The sequence below is a fragment of the Geminicoccus sp. genome (genome assembly GCF_035556675.1).
GTDB lineage: Bacteria > Pseudomonadota > Alphaproteobacteria > Geminicoccales > Geminicoccaceae > Geminicoccus.
The window spans coordinates 1-18,710 of record NZ_DATMFZ010000347.1 but is presented as its reverse complement, the minus strand read 5'-3'; the positions used below and the strand labels follow the sequence as shown (position 1 = coordinate 18,710).

Sequence of the window (18,710 nt, the reverse complement as noted above, 5' to 3'; positions counted from 1 at the left end):
GCCTTCGGCTTGTGCACCAGCGGCATCAGCAGGAGTGCGAGGAAAAACACCGCCGACATCAGCAGGAAGGCATCGGCATAGGTGAGCACGCTGGCCTCGCGCTCGGCCATGTTGAAGAGCGTGCGCAGCGCGGCCTGGTCGGGATCGCCGCCGAGCAGGTCGCCCATCCGGCCGCTCATCGATTCCAGGGTCGAGGTCACGATCCCGCGCGACAGGCTGAGCTGGTCCAGGAGGTGGCGCATGTGGTGCGCCATCCGGTGGTCGATCGCCGTGTTGATCAGGGCGAGGCCGATGGCCCCGCCCAGGTTGCGCATCAGGTTGTAGAGGCCGGACGCGTTCTTGATCCGGTCGGGCGGCAGGGTGCCGAGTGCCAGTGTGTTGATCGGCAGGAAGCACAGCATCAGCGACACGCCGCGGATCGCCTGCGGGAGGAACAATTCGGCCAGCGAGCTCTGGTTGGTTACCTCGTGGTTCAGGTAGACGCCCAGACCGAACAGGATCAGGCCCAGCGCCAGCATCGCGCGCAGATCCATCTTCTTGCTGAGCATCCCGGCCAGCGGGGCGGAAAGGAACTGGAACAGGCCGGTGACGAACATGATCTGGCCGATCTGCAGCGCGTTGTAGCCGCGCACGCTGGCCAGAAAGAGCGGCAGCAGATAGACCGAGCCATAGAGGCCGATGCCCAGGACGAAGCTCAGCACGCAGCCGATCGCGAAGTTGCGGTCCCGGAACGCGCGCAGCTCCACGATCGGCTGGCGGTAGCTGAGCACCCGCCAGAAGAACAGGACCCCGGCCACCGCCGCGATCACTGCTGCGTAGCGCACGCCGGTATCGTCCAGCCAGTCCCAGCGCGGCCCCTCGTCGAACACGTATTCGAGCGAACCCAGGAACGCCGCCATCGCGGCCAGGCCCAGCCAGTCGAAGCCCTTCATCAGGCCGAGGTCCGGCTTGTCGATGTCCACCGTGCGCCAGACCAGGACCGTCACGATGATGCCGGGCGGCACGTTGGCCAGGAACAGCCAATGCCAGGAAAAGGTCTCGGTGAGCCAGCCCCCCAGCGTGGGCCCGATGGTCGGCGCCATGGTGGCGACCAGGCCGATCAGCACCGAGATGCCGGCGCGGCGTTCGGGCGGGAACAGGATGAAGCTGGTGGCGAACACGGTCGGGATCATCGCCCCGCCGAGAAAGCCCTGCAGCACCCGCCAGATGATCATCTCCTCGATCGAGCCCGCGGTGGAGCACAGGAACGAGGCGAGGGTGAAGGTGCCGCAGGAGACGGCGAACAGGATCCGGGTCGAGAGCACCCGGGACAGCATGCCGGACAGCGGGATCATCACGACCTCCGCGATCAGGTAGCTGGTCTGCACCCAGGCGATCTCGTCCGAGCTGGCGGCGAGGCCAGCCTGGATCTCGCGCAAGGACGAGCTGACGATCTGGATGTCCAGGATCGCCATGAACATCCCGAACACCATGGCGAAGAAGCCCAGCACCGCTATCGGGCGCGGCCCTGCCGGTGCTCGGGCTGGCGCTGCCGTCGCTACTGCCGCGGTGCTGGCCATCGTGCGTCAGAGCCGGTCGGCGAGCGATCCGCCGGCCAGGCCGGCCGGACGGGCAGCGCCGAACACGCCCTCGGCCAGCTGCGCCCCGTCAGCCTCGCCGCGCGTGTCGACACTGACCTCGACCGAGAGGCCCGGGCGCAGCAGGCCGGCCAGCGCGTTGCCCTGTTCCAGGTCGATGCGGACCGGCACGCGCTGGACGATCTTGGTGAAGTTGCCGGTGGCGTTCTCGGCCGGCAACAGGCTGAACTCGGCACCGCTGGCCGGCGCCAGGCTGGAGATCACGCCTTCGATCTCCCGGTCCGGCCAGGCATCCACCGCCAGGCGCACGGTCTGCCCGATCCGCATCCGTCCGATCTGGGTTTCCTTGAAGTTGGCGACGATGTGCACGTCAGGCAGCGGCACCACCAGCATGGCCTGGCTGCCGGCGCGCAGATACTGGCCGACCTGCACCGACTTGCCGCCCACCACCCCGTCGACCGGCGCGCGCACTTCCGTCGCCGCGAGGTCGGCGCGGGCGGCGGCGAGCCGCGCTTCGGCCTCGTGCAGGGCCGCATGGGCCTCCGTGCGCTGGGCCTGGAGCACGTCGAGCTGACCCTCGGCGCTGGCGAGGTCGGCCTCGGCCTGGCGCAGCATGGCCGCGGCACGGGTCGCCTCGGAGGTCGCGCGCTCCAGGGTCTCGCGGCTGGTCCACTTCTGCTCGGCGAGCTTGGTGGAGCGCTCGGATTCGGAGCGGGCCAGCTCCAGCTGCGCCCGTGCCGCCTCGATGCCGGCATGCGCCCGGTCGATCACGACCCGTTGCAGCTCGATCTGGGTGCCGATCGTGGCGATGCGCGCCGTCTGCGCCTCCACGGCCGCCGTGGCGGCCGCCTCGGCCGCGGCATAGTCGACCGGGTCGATGCGGAACAGGAGGTCGCCGGCATGGACCCGCTGGTCGTCGACCACGCGCACCTCCTGGACCAGGCCCGCGACCTTGGGCGCGATCGGCGCAGTGTCGGCCTGGACATAGGCGTTGTCGGTGGATTCGACGAAGCGCCATTCATGCCAGTACTGCCAGCCGGCCCAGCCGCCCCCGGCGATCGCGGCCGCCGCGAGGCTGCCCAGCACGAGTTTCTTTACGCCTGCCATGACCGCAACCTTCGGACCGTTACCGGCAACGCCGGCACGCAACAGAACGAACGTCCCGCAGATGCGCTCCCGGCGCTGCAGGATCAAGTAGGAAACTGAACCGTTCAGTTCTGGGGCTATGCAAGCCTGACTTGCGCGGTTTGCCTAGCTCCCTTCTTGTCGCGGCGACACTCATGCTCCATCTTTGTGCAGAACCGAACCGTTCAGTTCTAGCACCGCCCGTGATCATGCTGCCTCTGTCCGAACTCCAGGATTTCCAGCCCCCCGGCGAGGCTGCCGGCAAGCCGCAGGCAGTGCTGCACGCGGCCAGGCAGCTGTTCGCGGAAAAGGGCTATGCCGCCACCAGCATGGACGACATCGCCCGCAAGGCGAAGGTCGGCAAGGCCACTGTGTACGAGCATTTCCAGAGCAAGCAGGAACTGTTCGCCTCGGTCGTGCTTCATGCCTGCCAGGGTCATGCCGGCATGGTGGCCCTGCCGGGTGAGGGCGACCTGCGCACCCGGCTCGTGGCGTTCGCCGACGGCTTCCTGGACTTCATCCTCCGCCCGGACGTGGTCGCGATCTATCGCACCATCATGGCCGAATCGGTGCGCGCACCCGAGCTCGGCACGACCTTCTACGAGAACGGCCCGCTCCGGCTGCGCGGGACACTGGCGCGGGTGCTGGCCGAGGCGGCCGGACGCGGCGAGATCGAGGTCGCCGATCCGGAGCGGGCCGCGGTCGATCTGATCAGCCTGGTGCGCGCCGACCTCCATCTGCGCGCCCTGTTCGCGGTACCCACCCTGCCGCACCGCAGCGAGCGCGCCCTCCTGGCCCGCACGGCGGTCGATCGCTTCCTCAGGGCCTACGCACCCGGCGTCGCTTGACGCTGATCCGCGCGTCGTCGACTGTCTCCCCATGGGCGGACAGTTGCCGCAGCAGGAGATATTTGTCGTGCTCAAGCCAAGAAGAACCGTCCTCGGTGCGCTGGCCCTGGCCGTCAGCCTGTTCACGCTCGGCACGGCCGAAGCCAAGGAATGGAACAAGATTCGGTTCGGCACGGAAGGGGCCTATGCACCCTTCAACTACGTGACGCCGGACGGGCAGCTCGCCGGCTTCGACGTCGACATCGCCCATGCGCTCTGTGAGGAGCTGAAGGTCGAGTGCGAGCTGGTCATGCAGGACTGGGACGGGATGATCCCGGCACTGCTGGCCAACAAGTACGACGCGATCATCGCGTCCATGTCGATCACCGAGGAGCGCAAGAAGAGCATCAACTTCACCGAGAAGTACTACGATACCCCGACCCGGCTGGTGGTGCACAAGGATTCCGGCATCGACGGCTCGCCCGAGAGCCTGAACGGCAAGCGGATCGCCGTGCAGCGCGAGACCACCCAGGACCGCTACGCGACCGAGAATCTGGAGCCGGCCGGCGCGGAGATCGTCCGCTACGCCACGGGCGAGGAAGCCACGCTCGACCTGGTGTCCGGCCGGGTCGACGCGCGGCTCGAGGACGCGGTGGTCCTGTCCGAGAGCCTCTTGAAGACGCCGGAGGGCGCGGATTTCCAGTTCGTCGGCGATCCGATCAACGACGCGAAGTATTTCGGCCTGGGCGCCGGGATCGGCGTGCGCAAGGGCGACGAGGATCTGGTGGAGCTCCTGAACAAGGGCATCGCGGGGATCCGCGCCAGCGGCAAGTACCAGGAGATCCAGAGCAAGTATTTCGAGTTCGACGTGTACGGCGACTGAGCCGGCCTGAGCGCCCAGCGGCTGCTGCTCATGCTCGATCTGCACGGCTATGGATGGACCATCCTGGAGGGCGCCCGGCTGACGCTGGCTTCCGCCCTCCTGTCCGTCGTGCTGGCCGTGCTGATCGGCATTGCGGTGGCCCTGCTCCGTCTGTCTCACAGCCGCATCGCCAGCGGTGCGGCGCTCACCTATACCACCGTGATCCGCGGCATCCCCGACCTGGTGCTGATGCTGCTGATCTTCTTCGGCGGCCAGATCCTGGTGAACAAGCTGGTCGCCTGGGTGGATCCCTGGATCGAGGCGCAGGGCGGCGCGCCGATCGGCTATCTGGACATCAACCCGTTCATCGCCGGCGTGCTGACGCTCGCAGTCATCTATGGCGCCTACATGGCCGAGACCTTCCGCGGCGCCATCCTGGCCGTGCCGCATGGCCAGCTCGAGAGCGCCCGCGCCTTCGGCATGACCCCGTTCCAGGTGTTCCGCCGCGTCCTGTTCCCGCAGGCGGTCCGCCATGCTCTGCCCGGCATCACCAATAACTGGCTGGTGCTCCTGAAGTCGACGGCACTGCTCTCGGTGATCGGTCTGGAGGACATGGTGCGCAAGGCCCAGTTCGCGGTGGGCGCCACCCGGCTGCCGTTCACCTTCTACCTGTTCGTCGCGGTGCTGTTCCTCCTGTTTACCACCGCCTCGCTCCTGGTCCTGCGCACGCTGGAAGCGCGGGCCCAGCGGCCTTACCGCTAGGAAGGGGAGCCAGGGGTTGGACTTCAGCGTCGTTCTGGAGAGCTGGCAGTTCTATGCGCTGGGCCTGTGGAACACGGTCTGGATGGTGGCGGTCTCGCTGCTGGTCGGCCTGGTCCTGGCGATCCCGGTCGGGATCATGCGCGCCAGCCGCAACCCGCTGATCAACGCCCCCGCCTGGCTCTACACCTACTGCTTCACCGGCACGCCGCTGCTGATCCAGCTGTTCCTGATCTATTACGGCCTCGGCCAGTTCTCGGCGGTGCGCGCCAGCCCGTTCTGGTTCCTGCTGCGTGAAGCCTGGTTCTGCGCGCTATTGACCTTCGTGCTGAACACGGCCGCCTACACCGCCGAGATCCTGCGCGGCGCCATCCAGACCATGCCCAGGGGCGAGATCGAGGCCGCACGCGCCTGCGGCATGTCGCCGGGCCTGATGATGCGCCGGATCATCCTGCCGAGTGCCTTCCGCCGGGCGCTGCCGGCCTATGGCAACGAGATCGTGTTCATGCTGCACGGCAGCTCGATCGTCAGCATCGTCACCGTGCTGGACCTGACCGGTGCCGCCCGCCTGGTCCAGTCCCGCTACTATGCGCCGTTCGAGGCCTTTATCACCGCTGGGGCGTGCTATCTGGCACTGACTTGGCTGATCACCCTTGCCATGCGCCGCCTGGAGCGGTCCTGGTTCGCGCATCTGCGGCCGCGCACCGGCTAGGACGCCGGCGTGTCGCCGAGACGAGCCCTCGAAAGAAGCGGGAGGAAGCGCCCATGTGCGTCGTATGCTATGTGAGCGAGGCCGAGAAGCAGAAGATCGTCGCCTACAACGCCGAGTTCCACAAGGTCACGAAGAGCCCCTACGGGCCGGACGACGAGATCGGGATGCTGAACGTGATCGACGGCGCCTCGCGCGCCGCGATCCTGGGCCGCGCCGATGCCACCAAGATCTTCGACCTCTCGGTCGATCATTTCATCGGCATGCCCGGCTGGTTCGGCGCCGGTGACCAGCCCTACCAGATCTGGATGACCCACACGCCCGCCGGCGAGATCGCCGGCAACAGCATGGGGGTGAGCCTGGAAGCGAACCAGCTGGTCGCCTACTCGGGCGACGCGATCTCGATGTACACCCATTGCGGCACGCACATCGATACGTTCAACCACTTCGGCTATAACGGCCAGATCTTCAACGGCTTCACCGCCGAGCAGTATCTGGGCAGCCGGGCCTGGACCAAGTGCGGGCCGGAGAAGTACCCGCCGATCCTGGCGCGCGGCATCCTGCTCGACATCGCGGCGATGCATGGCGTGGAGACCCTGCCGCCCAGCTATGGCATCGGTGCCAAGGATCTGGACGACTGCCTGAAGCACCAGCAGCTCGAGCTGAAGCTGGGCGACGTGGTGCTGATCAACACCGGCCAGATGAAGAAGTGGCCGGACATGAGCTTCACCAAGGACACGCCCGGCCTGAACCGTGAGGGGGCGGAGTTCCTGTGCAAGAACGGCGCGATCATGATCGGCGCCGACAACCTGACGCTGGAGCAGACGCCCGGCGCCCATCCGCTCAACTTCTTCCCGGTGCACACCTACCTGCTGGCAGAGGCAGGGGTGCCGATCCTGGAGATGGCGTTCCTGGACGAGCTCATCGCCGACAAGGTGTACGAGTTCGCCTTCTTCGGCGCCTGCATCAAGCTGCGCGGGGCCACCGGGACGCCGATGCGGCCGGTCGCGATGCCGTTGCTCTGACCGGTCCTGCCCGCTCGTCCTGGTGCCGTTCATGCGGCAATTCGCCGCATCGGACGGGCGGGTGAATGAGCTGGGTGGTCGCTGCAGCAGTGGCGGCCATCCAATGCTGGCCTGGAATATCGGCCGGTCTTCCGCTTCCAGCGGCCAGCGGTCCATTGCCGCCGACCGTCGAAACATTTCCATCCATTGCCCCACACTTCCGGAAAGCTCGGATCATGTGGTTTGCAATTTCCGGAAAGTCGCCCTACCAGATGGTTACCGGGGAGTTACCGGATGTCGCTGGAAATGATTCCAGTGCGCACAGGACAGGTTTGTCTTGTGTATACGCGTTGGTGCAGGAGGCGGCTGTCACAAGGGCTAGATGAGAATCTGGAATTTCTGTCGGTTCTTTTCGCGGCCGGATGATTCCTAGCTGAACGAAGAGAAAGTTCCGTCTCATTTCTGCGTGATTGACTGATGGCTGACCAGTCCTCGCCGGGCCGGAGCGGGTCGTGCATCCACCCCGCCGCGTGCCTGCGACCTGCCCCGGCTCGACCGTCACGGATGCTGAGCGGAGGGAAAGTGAGACGGTTATTTGCGAAGCTGGCCGGGCGGGGGGGACGACTGGTCCTGACGGCCTCGCTGGCGCTGCTGGCGCTGGGCCAGACGGCGGGTTGGTCGCCCGCGCGGGCGGCAGCACCCGAGGTGATCGTCCTGACGGATATCGGCCAGGATCCCGACGATACCCAATCCCTGATCCGGATGCTGCTCTACAGCAACGAGCTCAGTATCAAGGGCATCCTGCCTACCTACATCCCGAAGGGCCCGGTCCGGCCGGATCTGGTCAATGCCGTGCTCGATGCCTACGGCAAGGACCTGGGCAGGCTGCGGCAGCATGACCCGAACTTTCCTACCGCCGCCCTGCTGAAGAACCGGGTCAAGCCGGGCCTGAACCTCAACAACAAGGTCGGCAAGGGCTACGATTCCGCCGCGGCCCAGCACATCGTCTACATGGTCGACCAGTCGCAGGGGCCCATCTGGGTCCTGGTCTGGGGCGGCATCCGCGAGCTGGCCCAGGCGATCTACAACGTGAAGTCGACCCGCTCCGAAGCGGCCTTCATCGCGTTCCAGCGCAAGTTGCGGGTCTACTCGATCAGCCTCAGTCAGTACTCGCCGGAGCCCGGTCAGTACCTGATGGACAACGCCAAGGAGATGTTCTGGATCGCCAGCATCGAGCATGACGGCTCGAAGACGGCCACCTTCCGGGGCATGTATCTGCTGGGCGACCAGTCGATGCAGAACGAGACCTGGCTCAAGGCGAACATCCTGAACCGCGGCAATCTCGGCCGGATGTATCCGCTCAACACCACGGAGAAAGGCCTGAAGGAAGGCGACAGCCCGTCCTTCCTCCACATCCTGCCGATCGGTCTCAGCGACCCGGAACTGCCCAAGGGCGGCGGCTGGGGCGGCCGCTACACCAAGGAGGCCGAATACTACAAGATCTCGAAGAACCTCTACACCTCGAAGGGCCTGCTGGACGAGGTGAACGGGGTGAAGTCGCGCCGCATGGCCGTGGCACGCTGGCGCCCGGCCTATCAGGCCGACTTCGCGGCGCGTGTCCGCTGGCTGGAGACCAACTATGCTCAGGCCAACCACCCGCCGGTGGCCAAGCTCGCCAGCGCTGCCAACGTGACGGTCAAGCCGGGCGGCAAGGTAACGCTGGATGCCTCCAAGTCCAGTGATCCAGACGGCGACGGGTTGAGCTATCGCTGGTGGATCTACAAGGAAGTCAGCAACTATTACGACTCGGTCAAGATCGACAACGCCAACTCCGCCAAGGCGACCCTGACTGCGCCCGGCACCGCGCTGTCGACGCCGCTGAACGTGATCCTGGAAGTCACCGACAACGGCTCGCCCAGGCTGACCCGCTATCAGCGGGTGCTGGTGAACGTGCAGAACTGATCGCCCATGGCTCCCCGGCAACCTGCCGGGGAGCCGGACCTGGGGAAGCTTCTTCCTACCTTGACGAAGAGGTGACGGCGGACTAATGCTTAACTCAATGGTTAAGCAACCCGACCCGATCCTCGACCGCACCTTCGCCGCACTGGCCGATCCCACCAGGCGCGCGCTGCTGGCCCGCCTCGGCGAGGCCGAGACCCTGTCGGTGAGTGAGCTCGCCAGGCCGTTCCCGGTCTCGCTGCCCGCGATCATGAAGCATCTCGACGTACTGTCCGACGCCGGCCTGGTCGAGCGCCGCAAGTCGGGCCGGGTCGTGTCCTGCCGGCTCAACGCTGCTCCGATGGAGGAGGCCATGGCGTGGCTGTCCCGCTATCAGCGGTTCTGGACCGAGCGCATCGATCGCCTGGCCGCCTTCCTGGAAAAGGACGAGCCGCTGCAGGAGGTTGAATGTCCACCAAGCCCAGCCTCACCATCCGGCGGCGCCTGAGGGCGTCGCCGGAGCGGGTCTGGTCGGCCTGGACCGAGCCCCGGCAGCTGGTCCAGTGGTTCGGCCCGGACGCGGGCCCGACCGTCCAGGCCGAGACCGATGTCCGGCCCGGCGGGCGCTTCCACATCGCCTTCCACACCCTGGACGGCGAGCGCCACGACGTCAGCGGCGCGTATCGCGAGGTGGTGCCGCACCAGCGCCTGGTGTTCACCTGGGCCTGGCGCAGCACGCCGGAGCGGGAATCGCTGGTGACGGTAGCGCTGAAGCCGGACGATGACGGCACGGTGATGACGCTGACCCACGAGCAGTTCTTCGACGAGGCGGCGCGCGACGCGCATCGCTCCGGCTGGACCGGTGCGGCCGAGAAGCTGGCCGCCCTGGTCGAACGGGACGCCGGCCCCGGCTGAGCCGGCACGGCCCCTGTCGCTTTCCTCCGTTCACGGCAACCGATCCGGAGTGCCGGCCGATGCCGCATGCGCTTCGGGCAAGGAAGGAGCATGTCCCATGCATGACGTGGTGTCCCGCGAGGAGTGGCTCGCCCGGCGCAAGGCACATCTGGTGAAGGAAAAGGAGCTGACTCGCGCGCAGGACGCGCTGGCGGCCGAGCGACGCGCCTTGCCCTGGGTACGGATCGAGAAGGTCTACCGGTTTGAGGCGCCGCAAGGGCCGGTGGGCCTCACCGAGCTGTTCGGCCGGCACAGCCAGCTGGTCGTCCAGCACTTCATGTTCGGTCCGGACTGGGAGGAGGGCTGCGTCGGCTGCTCGTTCATGGCCGACCATGTCGAGCCGGCGTTCCGCCATCTCGACCATCACGATGTCGCGTTCGCCGCCGTCTCGCGCACCCCGCTTGCCAAGATCGAGGCGTTCCGCCGGCGGATGGGCTGGACGTTTCGCTGGGTGTCCTCGCTGGACAGCGACTTCAATTTCGACTTCGACGTCTCCTTCACCGAGGACGACCGGCAGCGCGGCGACGTCTATTACAACTATGCCCCGCAGCCCTATGTCTGCGACGAGCTGCCCGGCGTCAGCGTCTTCTACAAGGACGCCGAGGGCCAGGTCTTCCACACCTACTCGACCTTCGCGCGCGGCGACGAGCGCCTGGTCGGCGCCTACAACTTCCTGGACCTCACCCCGTTCGGCCGCAACGAGAACGGGCCGAATGGCGACCTGCGCGACTGGGTCCGGCATCACGACCGCTACGAGACGGCAGGTCGGTCCGCCTGCGCCTGCCATCCGGAGCCGGTGCCGGCCTGATCGTTCCGGTGAGCGACATCAGCAGGCCCTGGCCGGTCAGACCCGCCCGACCCGCAGCGACAGGGGGAAGCGGATCGGCCGGCTTGCCTCCGGATCGCCCCAGGCCGGCAGCAGTTCCGCGCGGAATGGGGCGACCGGATCCTGCCCCAGGGCAGCACGCGCCCGCTGCACCGCGGACCAGGTCCCGACATAGCCGGTCAGGTCGTCCAGCCGCCATGCGACCTCGATCGCGAGCGACGGTGCCGTGAACTCCCCGAACGGGAAGGGCAGGGACCGGTAACCCTCCTCGACAAGGCGGCGCTCGGGTGGCCAGTAGGGTCCGAGCATGTCGCGATAAAAGCGCTGCATGACCGGCCCGGCCGGCCCGTCGAGTTCCAGGATCCCATAGCTGATCAACGCCAGCACGCCGCCCGGCCGTGCCACCCGCCGCACCTCGGCATAGAAGGCCGGCAGGTCGAACCAGTGTGCCGCCTGGGCGACCGTGATCAGGTCGACGCTGCCGTCGGGCAGGCCGGAGCGCTCGGCCGGCACTACCTGGTAGCTGACGCGGGGATAAGGCGTGGCGTTCTCGATCTGCCGGGCGCTGGCGTCACTGGCCATCACCTCGGCGAAGTATTCCGCCAGCGGCACCGACAGCTGTCCGGTCCCGCAGCCACAATCCCAGGCCCGTTCCCGGCCGGGCGCGGCGCTGGCGAGGAACGTGACGAGCGCTTGCGGGTAGCTCGGCCGGTAGGTGGCATAGCCGGTGGCGCTGGTGGAGAAGTGGTCCTTGAACGCCGCCACGATCGTCCTCCCGCTAGAGGGCCAGTTCCCAGGTCTGCCCCACGAGGTCCTTGCCGAAGGAATGGTGCGGCTCCTCCCGCACCAGACGGAACCCCGCCTCCTCGTAGATCCGGCGCGCCGCGACCAGGCAGTCATTGGTCCAGAGCGTCAGGACCCGATAGCCCATAGCACGGGCACAGGCGATGCAGGTGGCGACCAGATGCCGGCCCAGACCCGATCCGCGTGCCCTGGGCTCGACATAGAGCAGGCGCAGCTGCGCGACCGCATCCGTCTGCCGCATCAGGAACACGCTGCCCACGATCTCGCCCGCCTGCTCGGCGATCCAGCAGCGTTCGCGATCCGGATCGAGACTGCGGACGAACGCGCCGGCGATCTCGGCCGCCAGCGCCTCGTAGGTCGCATCCCAGCCATATTCCTCGGCATAGAGCCGGGCCTGGCGATGGATGATCCAGCCGATGTCGCCGGGCCGATGCTCCCGCAGCACCACCTCGGCCCTGATCCCGGCCAGCACCCGGTGCACCGTCGTCATCGCCTCGACCAGCCTGCGCCGCTCCGAGCGAGGCAGGCGGGCGAGCATCGCCGCCACCTCCTGCTGCGAGGCCCGGTCGAGCGGCCGGTAGGCTGCCCGTCCTTGCGGTGTCAGCCGCAGCACCGCCTGCCGGGCGTCGCCGGGGGCCGGCGTGCGGGAGATGAGGCCCTGCGCCTCGAAGCGCTTCAGGATCCGGCTGAGATAGCCCGCATCCAGCCCGAGCTCGCGTCCGAGCCCGGCCGCACTCTGCCCGTCATGCTGCGCCAGCTCGTAGAGCACCCGGCACTCGGTCAGCGAGAACTTGCTCTGGTGCAGGCCCTCGTCGAGCAGCCCGATCTGGCGGGTGTAGAAGCGGTTGAAGCCTCGAACCGCCGCTACCTGGTCCTGATCGACAGCCTGCTGCAGCTCCATGCCCCGGCCTCCCTTCGATGAGGAAGTCTAGGACGGAGCTTGACTGAGTCAACTATTCGGCGCCGCCCCGGAACCGGCCGATCCCGAGGCGGCCAAGGGCTCAGAGTTTGCCGGCCAGCGCATTCGCGAAGAGCTGCTCGGCATCCGCGGCGGTGAGCTTGCGCGGGTTGGAGCCGGCGGTCGGATCGGCCTCGGCCATCTTCGCCATCTCGGCGAAGCGCTCCGGTCCGACCTTCAGCCCCTCCAGCGTGTTCGGGATGCCCAGCTCCGCGCGCAGGCGCAGGACCCACTGGAGGAAGGCATCATAGCCGGACGTGCCCGACAGGCCGAGCCAGGCGGACAGCCGCTCCATCCGCTCGGCGATCGCTTCCCGATTGAACGCCAGCACATAGGGCATGAACACGGCGTTGGTGAGGCCGTGATGGGTGTCGTAGATGGCGCCCACCGGATGGCTCAGCGAGTGGATGGCACCCAGGCCCTTCTGGAAGGCGGTGGCCCCCATGGCCGAGGCGATCAGCATCTTGCCGCGCGCCTCCAGGTCGCCGCCGTCCGCCACTGCCTTGGGCAGGGCTTCCTTGACCAGCCGGATGCCTTCCACGGCGATGCCTTCCGCCATCGGGTGGAAACCCGGTGCGCAATAGGCCTCCAGGCAGTGCGCCAGCGCGTCGAAGCCGGTCCAGGCGGTCAGGTTCTTCGGCAGGCCGACCGTCATCTGCGCGTCGAGGATCGCGGTGCTGGGCATCATCTTCGGGTGGAAGATGATCTTCTTGGTGTGGGTGCTCTCGTCGGTGATCACGCCGGCGCGGCCGACCTCCGAGCCGGTACCGGCCGTGGTCGGGATCGCCACGATCGGCGCGATGCCGTCCGGATTGGCCCGGGTCCACCAGTCGCCGATGTCCTCGAAGTCCCACATCGGCCGGGTCTGGCCGGCCATGAAGGCGATGACCTTGCCGGCATCCAGGCCCGAGCCGCCGCCGAGTGCCACCACGCCGTCATGCCTGCCGGCGCGGAACACCTCCAGGCCGGCCGAGACATTGGCCGCGACCGGGTTGGGCTTCACGTCGGAGAACACCGCGGCCTCGAGCCCGCCCGCCTTCAGCGTGTCCAGGACCGTCGCCATGATCGGCAGCTTGACGATGCCGGGGTCGGTCACCACGAGCGGGCGCTGCATGCCCGCCGCCTTGCAGGCCTCGGCGAGCTTGCCGACGGCACCGGCGCCGAACAGCACGCGGGTCGGATAGTTCCAGGTGGTCGAGAGCGTCCTGAAGTCGAGCATGGGCCTGTCCAAAGGCGGATGACGGCGGCTGGTTTAGCGCCGGCCCGCCGGCTCGGTAAGGGTGCTGACGCCGGGCTGCGCCATCGCGCATGCCGGCAGGATCATGCCACGGTGATCTCGGTCTTCACCGAGTTGGCGATGAAGCACAGCTCGTGTGCCTCGTGATGCATGGACTGGAGCTTCGCCTCGTCCGGTGCGGTGCCCTGCCACTCGACCTCGGGATGCAGCACGACCCGGGTCACCGCCTCCCGGCTGGGTGCGATCTCGGCCATCACGCCCTCCGCATGGTCCCGGTAGGCGGTCGCGGTGAAGCCGGCGAGCCTGGCCACGTGGAGGAAGGACAGCATGTGGCAGCTGGAGATGGCCGCCACCAGCATCTCCTCCGGATCGACCGCCGAAGGCACCGCCCATTTGCCGACCACGTGCGGGGAGGCCGAGCCCGCGACGGTCGCACCGCCGTCGAAGCCGACCGTGTGGCCACGGCTGTAGCGGCCCTTGAGGAAGTCCTCGCCGTCCCGGAGCTGCCAGTTGATGTCTGCCGTATAGGTCGCCATCGCTGCTTCCTGCCGCCGTCATTGCGTCGCGTCGCACCGGGCGAGGAGGTCCAGCACGGTCGCGACCACCGCCTCCGGTGCATCTTCCTGGACCAGATGCCTTGCCTGCGCCACCGGGGTGAAGGTCGCGCCGGGGATGCGCCGGGCCAGCTCCCGGCCCCGCTCCAGCGGGATCCAGGTGTCCTCCTCGCCCCAGAGGATGGAAGTGGGGCAGCGCACCTCGCCCAGGCGCTGCTCGATCTCGTCGGTGTAGCGGTCGCTCATCTGGGCGATCTGGCGATAGAACGCCTTCTGCCCGACCTCGCCCAGCCATGGATCGAGATAGAGCTGCATCTCGCCATCGCGCAGCTGATGGAAGACCGCACCGCCGAGATAGGCGCGCAGGATCGCCTCGTGGATGTAGGCGGGCAGTGCCGCGAACACCGCCTCGTGGTCCCTGGCCGACTGCACCAGGGCCGAGCCGGATGGCCCGATCGCCACCGGATCGATCAGCGTGAGCGACCGGTAGTCACGCCGGTCGAGCAGATGGGCGCGCAGTGCGGTGGCACCGCCGAAGTCGTGGGCGACGACGTCCGGCCGCTCCACCTGCCAGTGATCGAGCAGTGCTGCGAACAGCCCGTTCTGGATGCCGAGCGAGACGTCACCGTCCGGCTTGGCCGAGCGGCCATAGCCCAGCAGGTCGAAGTAATGGACCTGCCGGTACCGGGCCAGCCAGGGCGCGATCCGCCGCCAGACCAGCGAGGAGAACGGCGTGCCGTGCAGCAGCACGAGCGGCTTGCCCTGGCCGATGATCCCGTAGCGGATCACATGGCCATGGAAATCGAAGCGCCCGGACAGATCCCAGCCGTCCGGATCGATGCTCCCGGAACCCATGGGCAGCTCCTTTCGTGCTGCGCTCCGTTCCGACCGTTGCGCTGGCGCAGTCGGCGCGGCTCCCTCAGATCTCGATCGTCTCGCCCGGCTGGGCGCGCAGCACCTGGCCGCGGTTGACCTCGCTCTGGAACTCGTCGGCGGAGCCGGTCAGCGCGTCGAACGTGCCCCAGTGGATCGGCAGGACCGCGTCCATCTGCAGGAACTCGTTCTGGGCGATCGCCGCGGCGCGCGGGCCCATGGTGAAGCGGTCGCCGATCGGCAAGGCACCCACGCGCGGCCGGTAGAGCCGGCGGATCAGCGCCATGTCGGAAAACAGGTCGGTGTCGCCCGCATGGTAGAAGCTGTCCTCGTGGTTGCGCACCACGATGCCGCAGGGATTGCCCAGATAGCGGGCGACGTTGTTCTCGTGGATGCTGGAGGAATGGTAGGCGCGGGTCAGTGCCACCTGGAGGCCTGCCACCTCGATCTGGCCGCCCGGGTTCATCGGCTCGACATTCTCCACGCCCTGGCTGCCCAGATAGAGCGCCACCTCATACGCGGTGACCACCGTGGCGCCGGTGCGCTTGGCGATCGGCACCGTGTCGCCCAGATGGTCCTCATGGCCATGGGTCAGGCAGATCAGGTCGATGTCGCCGAGCTTCTCCAGGGCACCTTCCGGATAGGAGGGGTTGCCGGTCAGGAACGGGTCGAACAGCACCGAGCGCTCGCCGATCCGGAGGTGGATCGCGGAATGGCCGAGCCAGGTTACTCTGAGCATCTTCGTTTCCACCTGTTCCAAATCTGGTTGGTAAATAGCGCCGCAAGCTAGGCGAGCCCAAGCGACCCGGCTAGACCGGGCGCATGAAGGCGCTCTTCTCGGCCATCCTGCTCGCACTCCTGGCAATGCCGCCTGTCCTGGCGGCCGAGCCGCCCGCCAAGGAACTGTTCGGCAGCGCCACGGGACCTGCCCCGCCACCGGCTGCCGTGTTCGGCAGCTACGCCAAGGGCTGCCTCGCCGGTGCGGTGGCCCTGCCGCGAGGCGGCGAGGGTTACCAGACCATGCGCCCGTCGCGCAATCGCGGCTGGGGCCATCCCGACCTCATCCGGGTGATCGAGCGCTTGGCCCGGGACCTGCGCGGCCAGGGCTGGCCCGGCATCCTGGTGGGCGACATGGCCCAGCCGCGTGGCGGGCCGATGCGCACCGGCCATACGAGCCACCAGATCGGGCTGGATGCCGACATCTGGCTCACGCCCATGCCGGCCCACACCCTGTCCGATCCGGAGCGTGAGAGCATCGGTGCGGTGTCGATGCTGCGGCCGGGCACGCGCGAGGCCGACCCGGATCTGCTGGGCGCGGCCCAGCTGGCGATGATCCGCACCGCGGCGCTGCGGCCGGAGGTCGAGCGGATCTTCGTCCATCCCGGCATCAAGCAGAGCTTATGCGCCACCGCCGGGGCCGAGCGGGCCTGGCTCGGCAAGGTCCGGCCCTGGTGGGGACACGACGCCCATTTCCACATCCGCCTGCGCTGCCCGGACGACGAGCCGGGCTGCCGGCCGCAGGAGCCGCCACCTGCAGGCGACGGCTGCGGCGCGGAACTGGCCTGGTGGCTCAGCGACGAGCCCTGGCAACCCTCCGACGAGCCGCCGCCCCCGCCTTTGCGGCTGGGCGACCTCCCCACCCAGTGCCGCACCGTCCTGGAAGCACCCTGACGGATCAGGGGCAGGGATGGAGCGCAGTTCTGGACGCATCGCAATTTGCGTCGTGGCCGGAACTGCCCCTAGGATCGCTCCAATGCCGATGCAGGGGGGAGCTATTGCATGCGGTTGCTGGCGTTGCTGGCCCTTCTCGTCCTCGCCACACCGGCATATGCCGCCCGCTGGGAAGCCGTGGGCGTGTCGGCCAAGGGCAATCAGGTCTTCATCGACGCCAGCAAGATGAAGCAGCAGGCTGCCGCCGAGGTCCGCGCGATCTCCTATCGGGTCCTGTATGCCACGCCGCTGGACCTGGACGGCCCGGTGATCGCGTCCGCGCGCTTCGACGCCCGCTTCGACTGCCGCTCCGGCACGGTCACCACCGACAAGATCACCCTGTTCAGCGACGCGGAAGGGACCCGCTCCCTGGCGCAGAAGCGCGAGCGGGTGCCGCTGACCCTGAAGGAACCGGAGGGCTCCAGCGCCGACGTCGCCCGCCAGGCGGTCTGCCGCTAGTCGACAAGCTGCCGGCCGTTCCGTATCGCTGAAGCTAAGATTGGCTGGATGCGGAGTCGATGAATGCCGGCGGCCACCCGCCTTGCCAGGATCGCCATCGTCCTGCTGGCGATGGGATCGCTCTCTCCGCCTGCCCGCGCCGACGGGCAGCCGACCGATGCCCTGCTGCTCGTCGGGCCGGACGGCCAGGCGGTGACGCTGCGCCGCGAGGATCTCGCACGGCGGCCCGCCAGCACGGCCGTGGTGTTCTTCAGCACCGGCCATGGCCCGGTCCAGGCCAGCTTCGAGGGTGTGCTGCTGTGGACGCTGCTGGAGGAAGCGGGCCTGACGGAGGAGGCGAGCAAGAACGCAATCCTGCGCCGCGTCTTCACCGTCACCGGGCGGGACGGCTATCAGGTGGTGCTCTCGGGTGGCGAGATCGCCCCGATGTTCGGCGGCGCGCAGGTCCTGGTCGCCCATGCGCAGGACGGCGAGCCGGTCGAGGGCCTGGCCCGCCTGGTGCTGCCGGGTGACAAGTCGGCCGGCCGCTATGTCGACGACATCATCCGCATCGAGGCCACGGACGGGGAGGCGCTATGAGGATCAGCGCCCGCAACCGTAGCAGGGACACGGTCCAGGCCGTGGTCAGATCATCCGATGTGATGGTGGCGATCGATTGAACCGCGGCGAGGTCGTCCGCCAGCTCCACGACCTGGGCGTGGCTGCAGGCGGCGTGCTGCTCGTCCACACGTCGTTCCGGGCGATACGGCCGGTCGAGGGCGGCCCGGACGGGTTGATCGATGCGCTGCTGGCGGCGGTCGGCCCCAAGGGCACGCTGGTGATGCCGTCCTGGTCGGGCGAGGACGACCGGCCGTTCGACCCGGCGCGCAGCTCGGCGGCAGCCGATCTGGGTGTTGCCGCCGACCGGTTCTGGCGCCGGCCGGGTGTGCGGCGCAGCGACCATGCCCAGGCCTTCGCGGCACACGGCCCACTGGCGCAGCGGATCACCGCCGATCCTCTGCCCCTGCCGCCGCACATTCCGCAAAGCCCGGTGGGCCGGGTCCGCGAGCTGGACGGGCAGGTGCTGCTGCTGGGGGTCGGCCACGATGCCGACACGACGCTGCACCTGGCCGAGCTGATCGCCGGCGTGCCCTACCGGACCCCGTCCTGGCTGACCGTGCTCGAGAACGGTCGGCCGGTACGGCTCGACTATGCCGAGAACAACCATTGCTGCCAGCGCTTCGCGCTCGCCGACGACTGGCTGCGCGCGGCGGGCCTGCAGCGGGAAGGGCCGGTCGGCCACGGGCACGCCCGGCTGGCCCGTGCCCGCGACATCGTCCGGCTGGCCACAGCGCATCTGGCGGCCGACCCGCTCCTGTTCCTGCACCCGCCCGGCGCTGGCTGCGCCGAATGCGACAAGGCCCGCGCCAGCCTGGCCTGAAGGCCCCGCGACGGACGAAGCCTTCCGGCGAACATCTCGCCGTGCCGACGATGGTGTGGTCGAGCCGGGCGTTCGGGAAGATCAAACGCGGGGACTTGCCGCCGACTTCCAGGC

General features: G+C 68.2%; 20 protein-coding genes and 1 pseudogene. 13 read left to right on the top strand and 8 right to left on the bottom strand.

Annotated features, from left to right (window positions below):
- Both VNS22_RS24405 and VNS22_RS24400 read right to left on the bottom strand, forming a co-directional pair.
- The coding region (locus tag VNS22_RS24405) for a DHA2 family efflux MFS transporter permease subunit (protein WP_325737156.1) at positions 1 to 1,559 on the bottom strand (1,559 nt) is incomplete at its 3' end.
- Positions 1,560 to 1,565: 6 nt separating this feature from the next.
- Positions 1,566 to 2,684, bottom strand: coding sequence for an HlyD family secretion protein (locus tag VNS22_RS24400; protein WP_325737154.1), 1,119 nt, complete (start codon positions 2,682 to 2,684; stop codon positions 1,566 to 1,568).
- A gap of 227 nt (positions 2,685 to 2,911) precedes the next feature.
- Between VNS22_RS24400 and VNS22_RS24395 the strand changes: the two genes are divergently transcribed.
- The 9 genes from VNS22_RS24395 (at position 2,912) to VNS22_RS24355 (ending at position 10,563) form a co-directional block, all read left to right on the top strand.
- Positions 2,912 to 3,550, top strand: a complete 639-nt coding sequence (locus VNS22_RS24395; protein ID WP_325737152.1) for a TetR/AcrR family transcriptional regulator — start codon at positions 2,912 to 2,914, stop codon at positions 3,548 to 3,550.
- A gap of 67 nt (positions 3,551 to 3,617) precedes the next feature.
- Positions 3,618 to 4,412 (top strand): ABC transporter substrate-binding protein, encoded by a 795-nt coding sequence (locus VNS22_RS24390; RefSeq protein WP_325737150.1) that lies wholly within the window; start codon positions 3,618 to 3,620, stop codon positions 4,410 to 4,412.
- Positions 4,413 to 4,442: 30 nt separating this feature from the next.
- A complete protein-coding gene (locus tag VNS22_RS24385) occupies positions 4,443 to 5,153 on the top strand; it encodes an ABC transporter permease (RefSeq protein ID WP_325737148.1) in 711 nt (236 codons plus the stop codon).
- A 16-nt stretch (positions 5,154 to 5,169) separates the two neighbouring features.
- Positions 5,170 to 5,862 (top strand): ABC transporter permease, encoded by a 693-nt coding sequence (locus tag VNS22_RS24380; RefSeq protein ID WP_325737146.1) that lies wholly within the window; start codon positions 5,170 to 5,172, stop codon positions 5,860 to 5,862.
- Between the two features lie 53 nt (positions 5,863 to 5,915).
- Positions 5,916 to 6,884: a cyclase family protein gene (locus tag VNS22_RS24375; RefSeq protein WP_325737144.1), complete on the top strand. Its 969-nt coding sequence runs from the start codon at positions 5,916 to 5,918 to the stop codon at positions 6,882 to 6,884.
- 561 nt (positions 6,885 to 7,445) lie between these two features.
- On the top strand, positions 7,446 to 8,825 hold the full coding sequence (locus VNS22_RS24370) for a DUF1593 domain-containing protein (RefSeq protein WP_325737143.1): 1,380 nt from the start codon (positions 7,446 to 7,448) through the stop codon (positions 8,823 to 8,825).
- Positions 8,826 to 8,922: 97 nt separating this feature from the next.
- On the top strand, positions 8,923 to 9,309 hold the full coding sequence (locus VNS22_RS24365) for a metalloregulator ArsR/SmtB family transcription factor (RefSeq protein WP_325737141.1): 387 nt from the start codon (positions 8,923 to 8,925) through the stop codon (positions 9,307 to 9,309).
- The gene (locus tag VNS22_RS24360; RefSeq protein WP_325737139.1) at positions 9,270 to 9,716 is read left to right on the top strand and encodes an SRPBCC domain-containing protein; all 447 of its coding nucleotides are present in this window, start codon (positions 9,270 to 9,272) and stop codon (positions 9,714 to 9,716) included. Before VNS22_RS24365 ends, VNS22_RS24360 begins: the two co-directional genes overlap by 40 nt.
- A 97-nt stretch (positions 9,717 to 9,813) precedes the next feature.
- On the top strand, positions 9,814 to 10,563 hold the full coding sequence (locus tag VNS22_RS24355) for a thioredoxin family protein (RefSeq protein ID WP_325737137.1): 750 nt from the start codon (positions 9,814 to 9,816) through the stop codon (positions 10,561 to 10,563).
- 36 nt (positions 10,564 to 10,599) lie between these two features.
- Here VNS22_RS24355 and VNS22_RS24350 read toward each other — a convergent pair whose 3' ends face one another.
- The 6 genes from VNS22_RS24350 to VNS22_RS24325 all read right to left on the bottom strand — a co-directional run bounded on the left by VNS22_RS24350 (position 10,600) and on the right by VNS22_RS24325 (position 15,746).
- Complete coding sequence (locus VNS22_RS24350; RefSeq protein WP_349261887.1) at positions 10,600 to 11,349, bottom strand: class I SAM-dependent methyltransferase; 750 nt, start codon at positions 11,347 to 11,349, stop codon at positions 10,600 to 10,602.
- Between the two features lie 10 nt (positions 11,350 to 11,359).
- A complete protein-coding gene (locus VNS22_RS24345) occupies positions 11,360 to 12,286 on the bottom strand; it encodes a bifunctional helix-turn-helix transcriptional regulator/GNAT family N-acetyltransferase (protein WP_325737133.1) in 927 nt (308 codons plus the stop codon).
- A 100-nt stretch (positions 12,287 to 12,386) separates the two neighbouring features.
- Positions 12,387 to 13,562 carry an iron-containing alcohol dehydrogenase gene (locus tag VNS22_RS24340; protein ID WP_325737132.1) on the bottom strand — a complete coding sequence of 392 codons (1,176 nt, stop codon included), beginning with the start codon at positions 13,560 to 13,562 and terminating at the stop codon, positions 12,387 to 12,389.
- Between the two features lie 101 nt (positions 13,563 to 13,663).
- A complete protein-coding gene (locus VNS22_RS24335) occupies positions 13,664 to 14,116 on the bottom strand; it encodes an OsmC family protein (RefSeq protein ID WP_325737131.1) in 453 nt (150 codons plus the stop codon).
- An 18-nt stretch (positions 14,117 to 14,134) separates the two neighbouring features.
- Positions 14,135 to 14,989, bottom strand: a complete 855-nt coding sequence (locus VNS22_RS24330; RefSeq protein WP_325737129.1) for an alpha/beta hydrolase — start codon at positions 14,987 to 14,989, stop codon at positions 14,135 to 14,137.
- 64 nt (positions 14,990 to 15,053) lie between these two features.
- Positions 15,054 to 15,746 (bottom strand): metal-dependent hydrolase, encoded by a 693-nt coding sequence (locus VNS22_RS24325; RefSeq protein WP_325737128.1) that lies wholly within the window; start codon positions 15,744 to 15,746, stop codon positions 15,054 to 15,056.
- Positions 15,747 to 15,829: 83 nt separating this feature from the next.
- On the opposite strand from VNS22_RS24325, the gene mepA reads away from it, so the two are divergent.
- The 4 genes and pseudogenes from mepA to aac(3)-IV form a co-directional block, all read left to right on the top strand.
- Positions 15,830 to 16,678: a penicillin-insensitive murein endopeptidase gene (gene mepA, locus VNS22_RS24320; protein WP_325737126.1), complete on the top strand. Its 849-nt coding sequence runs from the start codon at positions 15,830 to 15,832 to the stop codon at positions 16,676 to 16,678.
- A 108-nt stretch (positions 16,679 to 16,786) separates the two neighbouring features.
- Positions 16,787 to 17,176, top strand: coding sequence for a surface-adhesin E family protein (locus tag VNS22_RS24315; RefSeq protein WP_325737124.1), 390 nt, complete (start codon positions 16,787 to 16,789; stop codon positions 17,174 to 17,176).
- Positions 17,177 to 17,239: 63 nt separating this feature from the next.
- Complete coding sequence (locus VNS22_RS24310) at positions 17,240 to 17,755, top strand: hypothetical protein (RefSeq protein ID WP_325737122.1); 516 nt, start codon at positions 17,240 to 17,242, stop codon at positions 17,753 to 17,755.
- A 76-nt stretch (positions 17,756 to 17,831) separates the two neighbouring features.
- Positions 17,832 to 18,631: pseudogene (gene aac(3)-IV, locus VNS22_RS24305) on the top strand (AAC(3)-IV family aminoglycoside N-acetyltransferase); the annotation flags it as partial.
- Between the last annotated feature and the right edge of the window lie 79 nt (positions 18,632 to 18,710).

What these genes read in the sequence shown, in the direction of transcription:
- VNS22_RS24400 (WP_325737154.1), bottom strand. Translation starts at nt 2,684, where the DNA reads ATGGCAGGCGTAAAGAAACTCGTGCTGGGCAGCCTCGCGGCGGCCGCG.
- VNS22_RS24395 (WP_325737152.1), top strand. Translation starts at nt 2,912, where the DNA reads ATGCTGCCTCTGTCCGAACTCCAGGATTTCCAGCCCCCCGGCGAGGCT.
- VNS22_RS24385 (WP_325737148.1), top strand. Translation starts at nt 4,443, where the DNA reads ATGCTCGATCTGCACGGCTATGGATGGACCATCCTGGAGGGCGCCCGG.
- VNS22_RS24375 (WP_325737144.1), top strand. Translation starts at nt 5,916, where the DNA reads ATGTGCGTCGTATGCTATGTGAGCGAGGCCGAGAAGCAGAAGATCGTC.
- VNS22_RS24365 (WP_325737141.1), top strand. Translation starts at nt 8,923, where the DNA reads ATGGTTAAGCAACCCGACCCGATCCTCGACCGCACCTTCGCCGCACTG.
- VNS22_RS24360 (WP_325737139.1), top strand. Translation starts at nt 9,270, where the DNA reads ATGTCCACCAAGCCCAGCCTCACCATCCGGCGGCGCCTGAGGGCGTCG.
- VNS22_RS24355 (WP_325737137.1), top strand. Translation starts at nt 9,814, where the DNA reads ATGCATGACGTGGTGTCCCGCGAGGAGTGGCTCGCCCGGCGCAAGGCA.
- VNS22_RS24345 (WP_325737133.1), bottom strand. Translation starts at nt 12,286, where the DNA reads ATGGAGCTGCAGCAGGCTGTCGATCAGGACCAGGTAGCGGCGGTTCGA.
- VNS22_RS24340 (WP_325737132.1), bottom strand. Translation starts at nt 13,562, where the DNA reads ATGCTCGACTTCAGGACGCTCTCGACCACCTGGAACTATCCGACCCGC.
- VNS22_RS24335 (WP_325737131.1), bottom strand. Translation starts at nt 14,116, where the DNA reads ATGGCGACCTATACGGCAGACATCAACTGGCAGCTCCGGGACGGCGAG.
- VNS22_RS24330 (WP_325737129.1), bottom strand. Translation starts at nt 14,989, where the DNA reads ATGGGTTCCGGGAGCATCGATCCGGACGGCTGGGATCTGTCCGGGCGC.
- VNS22_RS24325 (WP_325737128.1), bottom strand. Translation starts at nt 15,746, where the DNA reads ATGCTCAGAGTAACCTGGCTCGGCCATTCCGCGATCCACCTCCGGATC.
- mepA (WP_325737126.1), top strand. Translation starts at nt 15,830, where the DNA reads ATGAAGGCGCTCTTCTCGGCCATCCTGCTCGCACTCCTGGCAATGCCG.
- VNS22_RS24315 (WP_325737124.1), top strand. Translation starts at nt 16,787, where the DNA reads ATGCGGTTGCTGGCGTTGCTGGCCCTTCTCGTCCTCGCCACACCGGCA.
- VNS22_RS24310 (WP_325737122.1), top strand. Translation starts at nt 17,240, where the DNA reads ATGCCGGCGGCCACCCGCCTTGCCAGGATCGCCATCGTCCTGCTGGCG.